The organism is Hahella sp. NS-SX17 (assembly GCF_057367735.1).
This window is the reverse complement of record NZ_CM170632.1, coordinates 561321-577290: the sequence shown is the minus strand read 5'-3', so window position 1 is coordinate 577290 and position 15970 is coordinate 561321. Positions and strand designations below refer to the sequence as shown.

At 54.3% G+C, this 15970-nt stretch carries 16 protein-coding genes; 9 read left to right on the top strand and 7 right to left on the bottom strand.

Going from position 1 to position 15970, the window contains the following annotated elements; all coding sequences use genetic code 11:
• Position 1: 1 nt before the first annotated feature.
• A complete protein-coding gene (rtcA, locus tag AC2IBB_RS02635) occupies positions 2 to 1003 on the top strand; it encodes an RNA 3'-terminal phosphate cyclase (protein ID WP_486331361.1) in 1002 nt (333 codons plus the stop codon).
• Positions 1004 to 1067: 64 nt separating this feature from the next.
• Here the strand turns inward: rtcA and AC2IBB_RS02630 are convergent, their stop codons facing one another.
• The 5 genes from AC2IBB_RS02630 to AC2IBB_RS02610 form a co-directional block, all read right to left on the bottom strand.
• On the bottom strand, positions 1068 to 1325 hold the full coding sequence (locus tag AC2IBB_RS02630) for a hypothetical protein (protein WP_486331360.1): 258 nt from the start codon (positions 1323 to 1325) through the stop codon (positions 1068 to 1070).
• 77 nt (positions 1326 to 1402) lie between these two features.
• A complete protein-coding gene (locus tag AC2IBB_RS02625) occupies positions 1403 to 1789 on the bottom strand; it encodes a 1-deoxy-D-xylulose-5-phosphate synthase (protein ID WP_486331359.1) in 387 nt (128 codons plus the stop codon).
• 2 nt (positions 1790 to 1791) lie between these two features.
• On the bottom strand, positions 1792 to 2529 hold the full coding sequence (locus AC2IBB_RS02620) for a PLDc N-terminal domain-containing protein (protein ID WP_486331358.1): 738 nt from the start codon (positions 2527 to 2529) through the stop codon (positions 1792 to 1794).
• A gap of 71 nt (positions 2530 to 2600) precedes the next feature.
• Positions 2601 to 2945, bottom strand: a complete 345-nt coding sequence (locus tag AC2IBB_RS02615) for a hypothetical protein (RefSeq protein WP_486331357.1) — start codon at positions 2943 to 2945, stop codon at positions 2601 to 2603.
• Between the two features lie 323 nt (positions 2946 to 3268).
• Positions 3269 to 3505, bottom strand: coding sequence for a hypothetical protein (locus tag AC2IBB_RS02610; protein ID WP_486331356.1), 237 nt, complete (start codon positions 3503 to 3505; stop codon positions 3269 to 3271).
• 479 nt (positions 3506 to 3984) lie between these two features.
• On the opposite strand from AC2IBB_RS02610, the gene osmF reads away from it, so the two are divergent.
• The 4 genes from osmF to AC2IBB_RS02590 are packed head-to-tail and all read left to right on the top strand — an operon-like array spanning position 3985 to position 7881.
• Positions 3985 to 4908 (top strand): glycine betaine ABC transporter substrate-binding protein OsmF, encoded by a 924-nt coding sequence (gene osmF, locus AC2IBB_RS02605; RefSeq protein ID WP_486331355.1) that lies wholly within the window; start codon positions 3985 to 3987, stop codon positions 4906 to 4908.
• A 50-nt stretch (positions 4909 to 4958) separates the two neighbouring features.
• Complete coding sequence (locus AC2IBB_RS02600; RefSeq protein WP_486331354.1) at positions 4959 to 6092, top strand: ABC transporter permease; 1134 nt, start codon at positions 4959 to 4961, stop codon at positions 6090 to 6092.
• A complete protein-coding gene (locus tag AC2IBB_RS02595; RefSeq protein ID WP_486331353.1) occupies positions 6089 to 7156 on the top strand; it encodes an ABC transporter ATP-binding protein in 1068 nt (355 codons plus the stop codon). Before AC2IBB_RS02600 ends, AC2IBB_RS02595 begins: the two co-directional genes overlap by 4 nt.
• On the top strand, positions 7156 to 7881 hold the full coding sequence (locus AC2IBB_RS02590) for an ABC transporter permease (RefSeq protein WP_486331352.1): 726 nt from the start codon (positions 7156 to 7158) through the stop codon (positions 7879 to 7881). The genes AC2IBB_RS02595 and AC2IBB_RS02590 overlap by 1 nt, the downstream gene beginning before the upstream one ends.
• 5 nt (positions 7882 to 7886) lie before the next feature.
• On the opposite strand, the gene recQ is transcribed toward AC2IBB_RS02590, so the two are convergent.
• Positions 7887 to 9698: a DNA helicase RecQ gene (gene recQ / locus AC2IBB_RS02585; RefSeq protein ID WP_486331351.1), complete on the bottom strand. Its 1812-nt coding sequence runs from the start codon at positions 9696 to 9698 to the stop codon at positions 7887 to 7889.
• Positions 9699 to 9837: 139 nt separating this feature from the next.
• Complete coding sequence (locus tag AC2IBB_RS02580; protein ID WP_486331350.1) at positions 9838 to 11982, bottom strand: ricin-type beta-trefoil lectin domain protein; 2145 nt, start codon at positions 11980 to 11982, stop codon at positions 9838 to 9840.
• Positions 11983 to 12645: 663 nt separating this feature from the next.
• Between AC2IBB_RS02580 and AC2IBB_RS02575 the strand changes: the two genes are divergently transcribed.
• The 4 genes from AC2IBB_RS02575 (at position 12646) to AC2IBB_RS02560 (ending at position 15968) form a co-directional block, all read left to right on the top strand.
• Positions 12646 to 12918: an RNA recognition motif domain-containing protein gene (locus AC2IBB_RS02575; RefSeq protein WP_011394151.1), complete on the top strand. Its 273-nt coding sequence runs from the start codon at positions 12646 to 12648 to the stop codon at positions 12916 to 12918.
• Positions 12919 to 13255: 337 nt separating this feature from the next.
• Entirely contained in the window at positions 13256 to 13990 is a 735-nt protein-coding gene (locus AC2IBB_RS02570; protein WP_486331349.1) for a glutathione peroxidase, read from the top strand.
• Between the two features lie 93 nt (positions 13991 to 14083).
• Positions 14084 to 15526: a dihydrolipoyl dehydrogenase gene (locus AC2IBB_RS02565; protein ID WP_486331348.1), complete on the top strand. Its 1443-nt coding sequence runs from the start codon at positions 14084 to 14086 to the stop codon at positions 15524 to 15526.
• Positions 15527 to 15551: 25 nt separating this feature from the next.
• On the top strand, positions 15552 to 15968 hold the full coding sequence (locus AC2IBB_RS02560; RefSeq protein ID WP_486331347.1) for a CBS domain-containing protein: 417 nt from the start codon (positions 15552 to 15554) through the stop codon (positions 15966 to 15968).
• The last annotated feature ends 2 nt before the right edge of the window (positions 15969 to 15970 follow it).

Sequence of the window (15970 nt, the reverse complement as noted above, 5' to 3'; positions counted from 1 at the left end):
TATGGAAAAAGTTGTGATAGACGGACGCATGGGCGAAGGCGGAGGGCAGATTCTGAGATCTTCCCTGACCCTGGCCATGCTGTACGGCAAAGAAATAGAAATAAATCATATACGCGGCAAGCGCCCCAAACCCGGGCTGATGCGCCAGCATCTGACCTGTGTTAAGGCCGCCCAGGCGATATGCGGCGCGAAAGTGGATGGGGCCGAACTGGGTTCCTCCCGCTTGACGTTCAAACCCGGCCCGATAAAAGGCGGCGATTACAAGTTCGATGTAGGCAGCGCAGGCAGCACGACGCTGGTGTTCCAGACGATATTATTGCCTCTGTTACAAGCGGAAGGGGTTTCCACTGTCGAATTCGGCGGCGGCACCCATAACCCGTTCGCACCGCCTCTTACGGAAATTGAGCGCTCCTTTCTACCGCTGCTGCGGGACATGGGCGCCCGTATCGAAATAGAAGCAGAGCGCTGGGGCTTCATGCCTGCTGGCGGCGGCAAATGGCGTATTCGTATACACCCTGCGGCGCTAAGACCGATTGAACGCGTTAAGCGGGGCGAGCTGAGTCACAGCCGCCTGACCGCCTATTGCTATAACGTTCCCGGCAAGGTTGGCGAGCGGGAAGTACAGGCGTACTTATCCTTCCGTGAACACCCGGTGCATGAGTCACGGCAGCGCAAGCCGGAAGCGGGCTGCGCCGGCAACCTGCTGGCGGTGGACCTGCAATTCGACGGCCACCGTATCTGTATTTCCGAACTGGGTCAGGTGCGCCGACGGGCGGAGTTGGTGTCCAAGCTGCTCAGCCAGAAAGTGAAGTCCTACTTGGACAGCAAGGCGGTGTTGGATGAGCATCTAACCGATCAAATGATGCTGCCAATGCTGATAGCGGGTGGCGGCGGGTTTTCCATCTCAGAGTGGTCTTTGCACGCGGAGACCAATGCGGAAGTGATCGAACTGTTCACGTCACGCAAAATAGAATGTGACGGCGCCCTCATGTGGATGGACTGATGAAGCGGTTAAGTAACGGGAGCTAATGGAGAGGAAACGCGCCTCTCCTTATTTTGATTGCCGCTTACTCTTGATAAGAGCCTTCTTGATATTGCTCTCGGGACGCCTGCTTCCATTCATCAATAAAGCCCGCTTTGGTTAGATAGCCATAAACCTGATTAAACAGCTTATACATCCAGAATTGCAGATCGTCGATGCCGTCGACAGTGCGCTCCGCATTATCGTCTGCAACCGCCAGATCAGTCATCTCCCAAAAGCAGGCAGCCACCCGTAAGGCCTCCTCAGACGTGGCGACCTCAGCCAGCGAAGACATGACCGCCACTACGTAATCATCCTCCAAAATGCGCGCATAATGTAGGGCCAGAACTTGCGCGCTCCGATTATGTTCTGAAAACTCAATCACTTATTAGCGCTACTCACGTACGCAAAGTATTCCTGCGCAATGTCCTCATCCACCACTACTCCGTCATTGCCGCCATACAAGCGGTCATTACGGTCCTTTCTTGGGCCGGAAATCCAATATTCGTCACCGCTTTCAATATCATAAAAATTTGATTTGTAGCCCCGTCCTTTAAGGCTTTGAAACGTTTTTCCACGGTAGTAGAGCGTCTTCCCACTCTTGGAAAAATAAACACGTCCAATGCGGGCCGAGCCTTCAAGACCAAGAGATTTGTCTTCGATATACATGATTCTGGATCGCGCCTCTCTCATCTCCTGCGGCGGTATGTTGTTCTGATCCAATCTCAGCTTTTGGTATTCAATTCGCCTATCCAACTCAGATCTCATGGTCACCCCGTAAATTCCTGCTTGGCCAGCTTGAGCCACTTTTTGTGGTATGAGTGGTAATGTCTGCCGGAGATCTTCGCTTTTTCCAGAATCTTCTTGAACTGCTCCTGCGACTCTCTTTCCCTGCCTTGGGCTTTCAGGAACATACCGAACCAATAACTGGCTTCAGGGCCAGGGTAGTAGGCTTCCAGCGATTGAAACTCATGTTGCGCCGCGGAGGGCTCGTTGAGTTCCGTCAACGCGCGGGCGTACAGAAGATGGGCTTCCGCGTTTCTGAAATCCGGGTTGTGCCGGATCAGGTCGTCCATCACGGTACGGACTGCGCCAAAGTTGTTCAGACCAAATTCCGCCCTGGCGAGGCCATACATGATGTGAGGATCATTCTGATGTATCCCCTTCAGGGACTTCTCATACATCGCCTTGGCTTCACCAAACATGCCCTTCGCCAGCCACTCTTCCGCCAATCGCATGGAAGTTTCCACGCTATCCGTTACAGAGTAGTTAAACGCCGCCTGTTTAACCGCCTTATCGGGATTCACGATCGACTGCATTTTGCGTTGGGCGTTTCTACCCGTGCGGCTTCCCGCCAGTTCCGGCAGCACTTCCACCAGCAAATAGGCGACAGAGCCAGCAAAAGGCAGCATAACCACAATCCAGATCCAGGTTGTACTGCGGCCTGTCTTAACAATATGCACCACAAGGGCGATTTGAAAAATAATGGATAAGGCGAAAATAGGCATTTCTAACTTCTTACTCTATAACATCAGGTAAATAGAATTGCTCTGACGGCGGGCTTCGAATAAACGACAACCTAAACCGGCGATTGCAACATCAGATGCAGGGGATACATGGCGTAAACCAAGCCGCCTGCAACCAAAACGGATACTCCCGCCGCCATGCCCAGCAATCTTTGCGCGGGCCTTTTCATCATGGCGAAGATCAACAGCATGGCGCACAGCAGAGGAAGCCACCAGGAGCTTTGCTTAAGCGCAAACGCCCATTCGGACCATGTGGGCGCAGCGCCGTAGAGGGAGGTGAAAAATTCTAAAAATTGCTTCGGCGCATCCGTATTTATCCAATACCAGGACACAAACGCCTGCACGAGAATTCCGGCGCACGCCAGAAAGGCGAACAAAAATGAAGTGAGTTTTTGCATAAGCCAACGCTTTGATATCTAAATCCTATAAACGCCGTTAGCAAGAAATGCGGTTGACCGGCGTTCTCCCTGAAATGGGGGGCGAAAAATTTCCGCGCATTCTAACCGATATTTAATAAAAGAGTTCGTAATTACTTCAAAATTACAGCGTGCGGTATGTGACGTCGTTCATTAATAGTGAACAAGACCAGTAAAAACGGATGTAAAAGACGTTTCAGAGAGAGGAAGAAGGAAAAGTCGGGCGGGAGGCTCAAACTACGCACAGAGATAAAGGCAAAACTATATAGATAGCGCCGCAACCTGTCTGGCTGCGGCGCGGTGGTCTATATCTTCGTCAATTCAGGTATCGGAAGAGGCGCCTCCACCCGTTCCCGGGCGGCGCGCTTCTGTTCGACAGCTACTTCAGGCTTCACCATTGGTTGCAGATCTCTGCCGCTGATACGCTCCATTCCGATATCTCTCAGCAAGTGGTCGCTCATACCATATAAGCCATCAATACGCGGCTTACCAACCAGAATACGACGTGCAGTAGCATTTAAACGAACGAAAAACTTTTTCATTGTGCATTCCTCGGTATACGCCGGGAACACATCGGGGAGGAAGGGATTTTATGGGTACAACAGGAACTTATCCAACCAGCCGCGATGAGTTCCGCGGCTGATAGATTTAATTTAGTGGTTCGTCAGCACACGGAAAGCTAAGGAGCAACCCTTAGTAGATCGCAGATCCTTGGCTCTTTTTTGATGAGTAGATTGAGTCATCATGTGGCTTTCCCTCGCGTATTGCGTGTGCTGAAGGCGTATAAAACTTCATTTAGTTGCGCTGTGTCAACCAGTTATATTGACTATTTCGGTTTTCGCATAGCACGTCTCACAAGTCATGTATTCGATTCCGCCAGTGCGATCCAAGGTTGAATCACGACGCGCCATAGGGGACACTTCTGCCTCCCGGCAGGAAAAAGTGGACGTAAAAAACCAAATAAAAAAACTCATCCCGTTTCCCTGATTGAACGACCGACCTGACCGACAGGAGACCTATCGTGAATCGCAAGAGCAGACTTGGACGACTTGCCGCCGCCCTCGTATTGGGCTTGTCCATCGCTACCGGCGCAGCGGCGAAAGATAAAATAGTCGTCGCCTCAAAAATCGACACGGAAGGCTCCGTGCTCGGCAATATGATTCTGCTGAAGCTGGAAAAAGCCGGCTATGAAGTAGAAGATCGCATCCAGTTAGGCGCCACCAAAATTGTCCGCACCGCGTTGATCAATGGCCAAGTTGATATTTATCCGGAATACACGGGCAATGCGGCATTCTTCTTCGACATGGCGGACAGCCCTGTATGGAAAGACCCCGATCAGGCGTACGCCACTGCAAAAGAAAAAGACCTGACCGCCAACAACCTTGTCTGGCTGCATCCGGCTGACGCCAACAACACCTGGGCGATCAGCGTGCGTGGCGATCTGGCGCGCGAGGAAAAGTTAGCGACTTTGGATGATTTTTCCCGCTTCCTGAAGGACGGCGGAGAGGTCAAACTCGCCGCCAGTGCGGAGTTCGTCGAGTCTGAATTCGCGCTGCCCGCCTTTCAGAAAGCCTATGGCTTTGAGCTGACCGCCGATCAGCTGCTGGTATTGTCCGGCGGCAATACCGCCGCGACTATACGCGCCGCCGCCCTGCGCACCAACGGCGTCAATGCGGCAATGGCGTATGGGACTGATGGCGGCCTGAGCGCTCTGGATATGGTGGTGTTGCAGGACCCGCGTAACGTGCAGCCTGTTTATGAACCCGCAGCGGTGATCCGTGGCGAAGTGTTGAAAGCCAATCCAGACATCGGTCCAATGATTGACGCCATATTTCAAAAGCTCGACTTGACCACACTACAGCGCCTCAACGCCGATGTCGCCGTAAATGGCCTGGACCCCAAAGAAGTCGCCCGGGAGTTTCTACAATCCGCCGGACTGCTCTGACCCACACACTCCCGACGAGGAACAACAGCGCGCTGACTGGCGCAAACCCTGTGACGTTTTCCATGTCCGCCTTGACGATTGTCACGCTGTTGTTGCTTGATTTCGCATCCTTTCAACCAAATCGCATCCTTCCCGGGAAAGGCGTTGTGTTGCTGGATGCGCTCTCCCTGCCGTGGAGCTTCCCAGTTCTTGGCGGAGCGCTCATTATCGCCTTCTTATCCTGGCGCCCCACCCGTAAGTCCTATCTCGCCATAATGCTGACGGCGACAGCGATCGTCGCCTTATTACCAGTGATGGCTGGCGTATTCGGGCTGGAGCGGGCAACCGAAGAATTGCGCCATGGTCGCGCAGCGCTGGGCGGCGGTTTCTGGCTCGCCGGCTTTTTTATGGCGCTGACCATAATCGAAGCCTGTCACAAGTTACAGGCTGGCGTCTGGTTGAAACTCGCCAGCGTCATCATCGTAAGTGGGACCATAGTCACCGCCTATCACTATGGCGCATTGGAAAAGCTGTCGCTGGCGCAGGAGTTTCATGTCAGACAACGCCAGTTTGTGACGGAGATGGGCGCGCATTTCAACCTCGTGTTCTGGTCAATGCTGCCCAGCGCGCTGATGGGCATGGCGCTCGCCATCTGGGCGACGCGCTCAGAAAAGGCCCGACGGGGGTTGTTTGGCGTGCTTAGCGTGGTGCAGACGATTCCCAGCCTGGCGCTTTTTGGCCTACTGATCGCACCTCTGAGTTACCTCGCCAACGAGTTTGGGTGGCTGCGCGCTATCGGCGTTCAGGGGATCGGCTTCACCCCGGCGTTGATCGCCCTGATTGGCTACAGTTTACTACCCATGACCCGTAACGCTTACGTCGCTCTCACCGGAACCCCTGAACCGGTTCTGGAGGCCGCCCGCGGGATGGGCATGAATGAAAGCCAGGTTTTCCTGCAGGTGCGCCTGCCCCTGGCCGCGCCAGTCATTTTGGAAGGTCTGCGCATCATGACTGTGCAAACCATCGGCCTGACCGCCGTCGCTGCGTTAATCGGCGCCGGGGGGATGGGAACTTTCATCTTTCAGGGCCTGGGTCAGGCGGCGATGGATCTGGTGCTGTTAGGCGCTATTCCCACTATCTTATTCGCGCTGATCGCTGACGCTCTGTTTGCATTCTTGGCCGCCACCACTCGAGACGCCCCATGATCAGATTGGACAATGTATCCATGCAGTACGGCGCCCAGTACGCCGTGCGCAACCTCTCTCTGGATATCGCCCGCGGCGACTTTTGCGTGCTCGTGGGCACATCAGGATGCGGTAAATCCACCACGCTGAAAATGATCAACCGATTAGTGGAGCATAGTGAAGGGCGCATCCTGATCAATAACCAGGAAATCGCCAGCTTTGAAATCAACGCGCTACGTCGCCGAATCGGCTACGCTATTCAAAATATCGGCTTGTTTCCCCACTGGAGTGTGGCGAGGAATATCGCCGTCGTCCCCCGATTGCTTAATTGGGACGAGCAGCGCATAAAGAATCGGGTAAATGAGTTGCTGGAGCTGTTCGCACTTGATCCCGCCATTTTCGCAGAAAAAATGCCTCATGAATTGTCAGGGGGACAGGCGCAGCGGGTTGGCGTCGCGCGTGCGCTGGCGGCGGACCCGGACATTTTGCTCATGGACGAACCCTTCGGCGCTCTCGACCCCATCACCCGGGAAAATCTGCAGGACGAAATGTTGCGGATTCAGTCACAGATAAAGAAAACCATCGTTTTCGTCACCCATGATATTGAAGAAGCGCTGAAGCTCGCCACCCGCATAGTCGTGATGGACGCAGGCCAGATCGTGCAGTACGACACCCCGGAAAACATCCTGCACAACCCCGCAAACCACTTCGTCGAAAATATCATCGGCAGCCAGGATCGGGGGTTAAAAGCTGCGTCCTGCAAACAAGTGCGCGACATCATGCGATCTGACCCGCCGCGAGCGCAGGGCGCGCCGCCGCCATGTCAGGGAGCCGGCAGGCTATGGGCGGTCGATGCGGCGGGGGCGCCTGTGCGACTGTTGCAAGCGACCGTCAACGGCGACGCCAGCTATCGCTGGCGGGAAATCGACGTCACGCCGGATATGCGCCTGCAGGCGGAAGACAGTGTCAAACTGGCGATATCCAAGATGTTATGGCGCAAAGTGGCGGCATTGCCGGTGTTATCCTCTGACGGAGTCCTATTGGCGGAGGTTCGTATGGCGGACTTGGTGGGAGGCTGCGCCTGATGTGGCGAACCCTGACGCCTTGGCGAGCGTTAATACCTGCGTTGCTGCTAATTCTGTGCGCCAGTTTGTTTCCCCACATGGAGCCGCTGTTTCGCTGGCTGCAGCCTGATTCCGCACAAGTGGTTTATGACCGTGACAGCTTTTGGCGCCTGTTATTAAGCCATGCCGGGCTGGTGTTGCTGTCCGGGGTGATCGCCACGGTGGTTGGCGTTGTTTCCGGCATACTGGTGACTCGGGAATCCGGACGGGATTTTCTACCCCTGGTGAATAATGTCGCCTCCATTGGTCAAACGTTTCCTCCCGTCGCGGTACTCGCGCTGGCTGTTCCAATGACGGGCTTTGGCGGTGCGCCCACAGTAGTAGCCCTGACGCTGTATGGTTTGCTGCCAGTGGTGCGTAATACGATTGCTGGCCTTGAAGGCGTCTCCGGCGCGGTGCTGGAGGCCGCTCGCGGAATGGGCATGTCCCCGACGCAAGTGTTATGGAAGGTGGAGCTGCCGCTAGCCTTCAAAGTAATCATGGCGGGCGTGCGCACCTCAGTGACCATTAACATCGCCACCGCAGCCATTGGCTCCACCATCGGGGCCAAGACCCTCGGCGATCCCATTGTGGCGGGTTTGATCAACGGGAACACCGCCTATGTGCTGCAAGGCGCTATCCTCGTGGCTTTGCTCGCAGTGGCGGCGGACTCCATCTTCGAACGCATAGAAAGCGCCTCTGCCTGACCCCCTCAGGCGTTGCGGACAATCTCCATGAAGTCTTCGCCGTAACGCTCCAGCTTGCTCTTACCGACGCCATTAAGAGCCAGGAACTCCATGTCGTTTTGTGGACGATGGCGCAAGATCTCCATCAGCGTGGCGTCATGGAAAATCATATAGGGCGCTACGCCTTGTTCCTCCGCCAACTCCTTGCGGCGGATACGCAACGCATCCCATAAAGGCTGATCTTCCTCACGCAAAGATTCGCCACTGCGGCGCGGCGCTTTCGACATCACTTCTTTGACGTCTCGTCGCAACCGCACTTCCTGTTCGCCGCGCAAAATAGGCCGACAGGATTCCGTCAGTTTCAAAGCGCCGAAACCATCCAGATCCACATTCAACAGTCCCCGCGCGGTCAGCTGGCGTAATACCGAACGCCACTGCGCCACATCCAGGTCTTCGCCAACGCCGAAGGTAGGAAGGCGCTCATGACCGAATTGTCTCACCTTGTCGGTCAGTTCGCCTCGCACTACATCAATAAGGTGATTGACGCCAAAGCGCTGCCCCGTGCGATAAATACAGGACAGAACTTTCTGCGCCGCCACCGTCGCATCCCAGGTTTCCGCTGGGTTCAGGCAGGCGTCGCAGTTGCCGCATTGCTCAGGCGCCGTCTCGCCAAAATAGCGCAACAGCGCCCGGCGACGGCAGCTGACGATCTCACAGAGTCCCAGCATGGCGTCGAGCTTCTGCCTCTCCGCCCGTTTGAATTGCTCTGCGCCAGGAGAGCCTTCCATCATCTGCCGCAGTTTGATCACATCCTGCAGCCCATACGCCATCCAGGCGGTGGACGGCAATCCATCACGGCCCGCACGGCCGGTTTCCTGATAGTAGGATTCAATGCTTTTGGGGAGATCCAGGTGAGCGACAAAACGCACATCCGGCTTATCTATTCCCATACCAAAAGCGATGGTGGCCACTACGATAACGCCGTCTTCCCTTAAGAATCGCTGCTGGTGTTCCTGTCGCACATCCGCCGGCAAGCCAGCGTGATACGGCAACGCGTTGAAACCTTCCTTGCACAGCCATTCCGCCACTTGCTCGACTTTATTGCGGGACAAACAGTAAACAATGCCTGCATCGTTAGCGTGTTCAGCGCGTAAAAAGCGCAATAACTGCTGCCGCGCGTTTTGTTTCTGCGTGATGCGATATTGAATATTGGGACGATCGAAACCGCTGATGAAATGCTGTGCGTCCGTCAACCCTAGGCGTTCGGCGATTTCCTTTCTGGTGCGTTCGTCGGCGGTGGCGGTTAAAGCAACCCGGGGGATATGAGGAAAACGTTCCTGCAGTAGACTCAGCTGTAGGTAGTCGGCGCGGAAGTCATGTCCCCATTGGGACACACAGTGGGCTTCATCAATGGCGAACAGGGAGATAGGCGTGCGTTGCAACAGCTCCAGCGTGCGCTCCTGAGTCAAACGCTCAGGCGCGATATAGAGCATGTCCAGTTCCTGATCCAGTAGCGCGCGCTCCATATCCCGCAGCTCCGTCAGGCTGAGGCTGGAGTTCAGGAAACCAGCGTTAACGCCGACCTGTCTCAGAGCGTCCACTTGGTCCTGCATCAATGCGATCAAAGGGGAAATCACTACCCCCACGCCCGTGCGCAAGATGGCGGGAATTTGATAACACAGCGACTTACCCCCGCCGGTAGGCATCAAAACCAAGGCGTCCCGACCAGCCATCAGCTCGCCGATGACGGCTTCCTGCGGGCCGCGAAAAGCGTCGTACCCGAATAAAGTCTGCAAAGCCTGCAGCGGCGATTGAAGAGAAGATGATATGCGGTTCATAGCCGCGCATTATACAGGTTGGAGGCCAGGCTCACAGTAGAGATAACCCTAGCGGATTATCCTCTTTTCTCATCCATAGCGCATTGTCACAAAAGCTGAGCATTCAAGGAGTGAAAGCAGGAAAAGTGACACCAAAAACTCATTCGCCCCACAACCAGAGTTGATTGGCGCCGCCGTGGAACATCCACTGCCCTACCAGGCCCCCTTCTTCAGACCCATATGCATCGACGACAATCGCTGCATCCGTCGTCGCTCTGATAGCCCCGTCCGCAAAGTCGAACGACTGGCTTACCGATGTAGAGCAAGACTCCACGAATAATGTCGCGCCGTTATAGTTTTCACCATGATGACTCAGACAGTCTCCCTCCGCGTTGTATAGCGTCCGCGCCACACTGTCATAAAACCAACGCTGCTGGGAAGCGCCGCCACATGCCTGCAATTCAGGGGACGAACCATCCGCCTGCACGCCCAGACACAATCCGCTGCGCGCGCTCTTCAATGGACGAAAGTGAGAGGCGACGACGCCGTTCACACGCTCCTCCTGTCCCCATTGCGCAAACTGTTTCTCAGTATTTTCTTTCAGGCTTTTCAACTGGGCGTAATCGAGCCAGTTGAAAATATCTTTTTCATAAGTGACGAACAGCGCTTCATTGCGCTTATTGCGCATACGGCCTTCTTCGAAGATCCATTCCTGATTATCGCCGCCATGGCAGCCCCAGAGCGCCAGATTCACGCCTGCCGTGACGCCCAGGCCATCAATGCAAAGTTTCGCGTTAGCTTTGGGATGGACTGCGCCATTCATATCCCACCACCACTTTTGCTTATCGCCTCCATTGCAGGCGACTGGGCGAATCATCGCGAGATGGCCGACATAATCCGGTTGCAGGCAGCGACCGGCGATTTTCAGTTCCCGCCAACGGGGACGGGCATTGGCTTCAGCCACCGTGTAGCCGCCAGCGGAATCATCTTCGTTGGCGGCGAGGCCTTTGACCAGGTCCACCAATTCTCCAGACAGGTTATCGCGAATAATGTCTTCACCGCTAACCAGCTTGCCCTGCATGGCGTCGCCAATGACGCCAATCACTCTGCCCGTCCCTGGCGGCGCCAGACCGTCATACTCAGACGAGGCGACCAAGCCCTCATAGCCAATCAGGTTGGATTCGTGAATCTTAAACAGTGTCTTATCAAACGCTTCCACTCGGAACGAAGCGCCAGCCTGCGCGCCCGCCCACAACTCATAGCTGGATTTGACGGGATTGATGGCGTCCACATCTGCATTCATGCGGGAAAAGACGTAAATGTTGGCGCCAGGACCAGCAACGCCGTAGAACATGAATTCCATTTCCGGGCCGGCATATACGCGAGCGTTAGCGGCGCCGTCGCCCTGAGGCAAAGGCATGTCGAACTTCTGTTGGCTTTCGTTCACAGTGGACCAACGATTGTCGGCATAAAGCAGACCAACCTGCGCGCTTAACTCATGGCTTGCGCTGATATCCACATTCACGTCGACTTTGCCATCTACGCCCATTACCAACACGATTTCCGGCACGATTACCACAGGTATAGGCCCAATCTGAAAAGTTATCGGCTCCACGTCAAAACGCGCCAGCTCGACCTTTTCATTAATGCTGGCCAGCGCCACATCGGACTTCAACGCCAAAGCGCCGCCGATTTTGCTATCCACTACGAATTCTGCGCGCGTCGCCTGAAAGCGCTCGATTTCCAGATCAAAAATGAAATTGCTGCTGAAGCCTACACACCCCGTAACGGTGACGTATGGCGCCGCTTCAGTGGCTTCAAAGGCGACGCGAAAATCCTTGTCCGCACAGGCGCCGGGAAGATCCGCTGACTCGCCGGGAGAATATACAGTGACGCCTCGCACGGACAGGTCCGCACCCTTGGCGGCCAATCGTGGCGTCGGGGAGGCGCTGGGGTTTAGCGCACCACTCAGAGAAACGGCGGCTTCCTCCACCACATCCGTAAGTTGCGCATCTTCCACTGACAGCACCGTGGAGCCGTCCACTTCCGTCTTGCTCTTAACCCGTTTCAGGAATCCATAAGGCGCATTATCCGAAGCGCCAGATACAATAACCGAACCTGGCTTCACATCAGCGACCGCTTTCTCAGATTCAAACACCATCTCAGATGAGCGCACAGTTTCCGGACGCAACGCCTCCGCGTCTTCAATCACCTTAGCGTCTTTAGACACCTTAGGGCCGTCGCTACAAGCAGCGAGCAACATTGTAAGCAGAGTTAGCGAAAGCATCCTTCTGAGCGTGGTCATCGCGGTCATCCCGGAATTAAGTATTTGGCAAGTATGAAAAAACCTTAATTTTAGGTGAAGAAACAACCTCGCGAAACGACAATAGGGCCTAGTCTCTAAAGCCTCGGGCTAACAAATACGGCTGGTTTATAGGGCCTGGCGGCGTAATGGCGTCATCATTCCTTAACATACTTCCTTCTTAATGCTCCCCGGTCGGCATGACATGACAAGCAGGTTGTGGAAAGTATTTTTCCACCAGGATCGCTGAAAAATTGATCTGGACGAAAAAGATGCTATTTATATGCTGCGACAATGGCCGCCCTTGAATTTCCTGCAATTGGCGCGATTACATCCGCCGGTTGCATTCTGCGGAAGCAACGAATGCTAAAACTCCAGTTGGAGTTATTTTCCGGGTCGCTCTAAGCGGCCCTTTTTTTGATTAAATGGGCGCATTTGAGGCTAAAAACAGAGCCAAAAAATCACACTAAAATCTTTAAAATCATAAAGTTATAACCAACATCAAACTTTTTTAATAAAAACCTGAATAAAATGCATACAACCTTAAAGATTACTGCTAGACTGCTTTCTGTTAGCTTAATCAGCTGATGGCGACTCCGCGAATTTGTGCGTTTGCTTGCGGCGTCACTTTATTTGTGGAAAACGCATAAATCACACGAGATCGATATGAATATTTACGTTGGAAATCTGGCCTACGGCGTCACTGAAGAAGAATTGAGAGAAGCTTTTTCCTCTTTTGGAGAAGTTACCAGCGCTAACCTGATCATTGACCGTAATACCGGCCAGTCCAAAGGTTTCGCGTTTGTCGAGATGTCGAACAACTCTGAAGCGGACGCCGCTATCAAGGGTCTGAACGACACAGCGTTGAAAGGCCGCAATATCAAAGTAAACCAAGCTAAGCCACGTGAAGAGCGTCCAGCTCGCAGACCACGTTACTAAGCAGTTTACTGCGGTCTGCGCAGTTTCGGCAGACTGACAAGGCGGGCGCTTCGGCGCCCGTTTTGTTTTTAGGCTTTTGATTTTCCTCCTCTCCCACTTATCTCTCTTTCTAATCTCCTCGACGCTTAGCTTAACGCTCTCAACTCTGCTCTCCCTTAAAGCCCGTTAGCGCCTATCTATCAATGCGCCTCTTTCAATAGCAATTAACAATCAAGTTGATATTTTTTTATAAATTTATTCAATCGTCCATCTCTGCGACACTGCTCCTCGTCTTAAAGATTAAGCACTTAGCTACCAGCTCAAGTGAATGAAAAACGAAATTATAGAGGCTCAATAAATGTTACAGAGTAAAGAAGGACAAACCGTACCCAGCGTTACTTTCAATCTGCGTGAAGGAGAAAAATGGGTTCAGGTAACCACCGACGATCTGTTCAAAGGCAAAAACGTCATCGTATTCGCATTACCAGGCGCGTTCACACCGACCTGCTCCAGCACGCATTTACCGCGTTACAACGAACTGGCTCCTGTGTTCAAGCAGAACGGCATCGACGCGATTATCTGTCTGTCCGTCAACGATACCTTCGTCATGAATTCCTGGAAGGCGGACCAGAAAGCAGAAAATATCTACTTCCTTGCGGATGGCAACGGAGAGTTTTCTGAAGGCATGGGCATGTTGGTGGAAAAAAGCGAGCTAGGCTTCGGCAAGCGCTCCTGGCGCTACAGCATGCTGGTGCGTGACGGCGTGATTGAGAAAATGTTCATCGAGCCGGAGCTGCCGGGCGACCCTTTCAAAGTAAGCGACGGAGACACCATGCTCAACTACATTAATAAAGAAGCGGTATTGCCCAGCCGTGTCACTGTATTCAGTAAACCTGGATGCCCGCACTGCGCCCGTGCGCACAAGCTGCTGAATGATCGCGGCATCAGCTTCGAGAATATCGTTCTGGGCGCCAACGGCCTGAGCTACAGCTCACTGCAGGCGGTAACCGGACAAGGCACCACGCCGCAAGTATACATAGACGGCCAGCGTATCGGCGGGGCTGATGATCTGGAAGCCCACTTCGCTCAGTAATGAGCGCAACCCATGTCGGCCCGGAATACTATGCACAAACCCGGGCCGACCGCCTCAAAGTTCAGGAATACAGCAAGCAGGGGAGATAACCCAGTGCAAACACGCAAAGTGGACGTAGCTATTATCGGAGCAGGCACCGCCGGACTCGGTGCTTACCGCGCCGCACGCGAACACACACAGAATGTGCTTTTGATCGAAGGCGGGCCTTACGGCACCACTTGCGCGCGCGTCGGATGCATGCCCAGCAAGTTATTGATCGCAGCGGCTGAGGCCGCCCATCACCACCGCCACTCCGATGTGTTTGGCGTCGCTTCCGACGACCCTTTTATCAACGGCCGCAAAGTCATGGATCGAGTGCGCAATGAACGAGATCGCTTCGCCGGATTCGTCGTCGATTCCGTGGAAGGATTTCCTGCCGAACATAAAGTTCGCGGCAAGGCGAAATTTATCTCACCGCATCGATTGCAGGTAGACGACGACCTTATCGTTGAAGCCCAGCGCATTGTCATCGCCACTGGGTCACGTCCCAATGTGCCGCCCTTTCTGAAAAACGCGGGCGACCGACTGATTATCAATGACGATCTGTTTGAATGGCGCGATCTGCCCTCCAGCGTCGCGGTGTTCGGCCCCGGCGTCATCGGCCTTGAGTTGGGTCAGGCCCTGAGCCGCCTTGGCGTACGAGTGCGTATGTTCGGCGTCGGCGGCGCCATTGGGCCCATTCAGGACCCGGACATTCGCGCCTATGCGGAGAAAGTCTTTAATCGAGAGTTTCCTTTAGACCCAGACGCTAAAGTCAGCAGCGTGAGACGCACTGAACAGGGAGTGGCGATTACTTTCCTAGACAAAGAGCAAGGAGAGATCACTGAAACATTCGAATACGTTCTCGCCGCCACAGGTCGCCGGCCTAATGTCGATAACCTGGATATCGAAAAGGCGGAACTGAGAATGGACGCCAGAGGCTTGCCGATATTCGACCGTTACACTATGCAGTGCGGCGACAGCCCTGTTTTCATCGCCGGCGACGCCAATAATGATCTGCCCTTACTGCATGAAGCGGCTGATGAAGGCCGTATCGCCGGGGACAATGCCGGCCGCTATCCTGATATTCGCGCCGGCAAGCGACGCACGCCGATTGGCGTAGTATTTACTGACCCGCAGATCGCGTTTTTGGGATTGAATATCAATCAAGTGAAAGAGCGTTGCCGCAGTTGCTATGCTGAAGGAGAGGTGTCTTTTGAAGACCAGGGACGCAGCCGGGTGATGGGCAAAAATCTGGGCATGCTGAAAGTGTATGGCGAGCAAGGCACGGGCTTGTTTTTGGGCGCTGAAATGTTCGGCCCGGCGGCGGAGCATATCGCCCACCTGCTGAGCTGGTGCGTACAGCAACGCCTGACGGTCAGTCAGATTCTGGAAATGCCTTTCTATCATCCGGTAATTGAAGAAGGCGTGCGCACGGCGCTGCGCGATCTGAACAGCAAGCTCCATTTAGGGCCGGACGTCATCGAGCGCTGTCTGGATTGCGGACCCGGCGCCTAAGTCACTAAACCGCAGGAGGTAAGCTATGAACGCAGATATCAAAATCAGCGACTTTATGGACACGCACCCCGCGTTCGTCGCCGCCGACGCTTCGATCATCGAAGCGGTGGACACCCTTCTGAAAAAAGGGATATCCGGCGCGCCAGTGGTGAATGAGCACATGCATGTCATCGGCTTCATATCCGAGAAAGACTGCATCAAGAAACTGCTGTTGAGCAGCTACCATTGCGACACGCCCGCTACAGTAGGCGAGGTCATGCATAAGGCTACGGTGACGGTGGACCCGGAGGCCAGCATCGTCGACCTGGCCAACTACATGGACGACCATCGCCCCAAAGTCTATCCCGTGGTGGACGACGGCAAGTTGGTGGGCGTCATCAGCCGCACTCACGTGCTGATGGCGCTCAAACAAAAGCAGTTACAGTGCAGTCAGCACTCCTGACG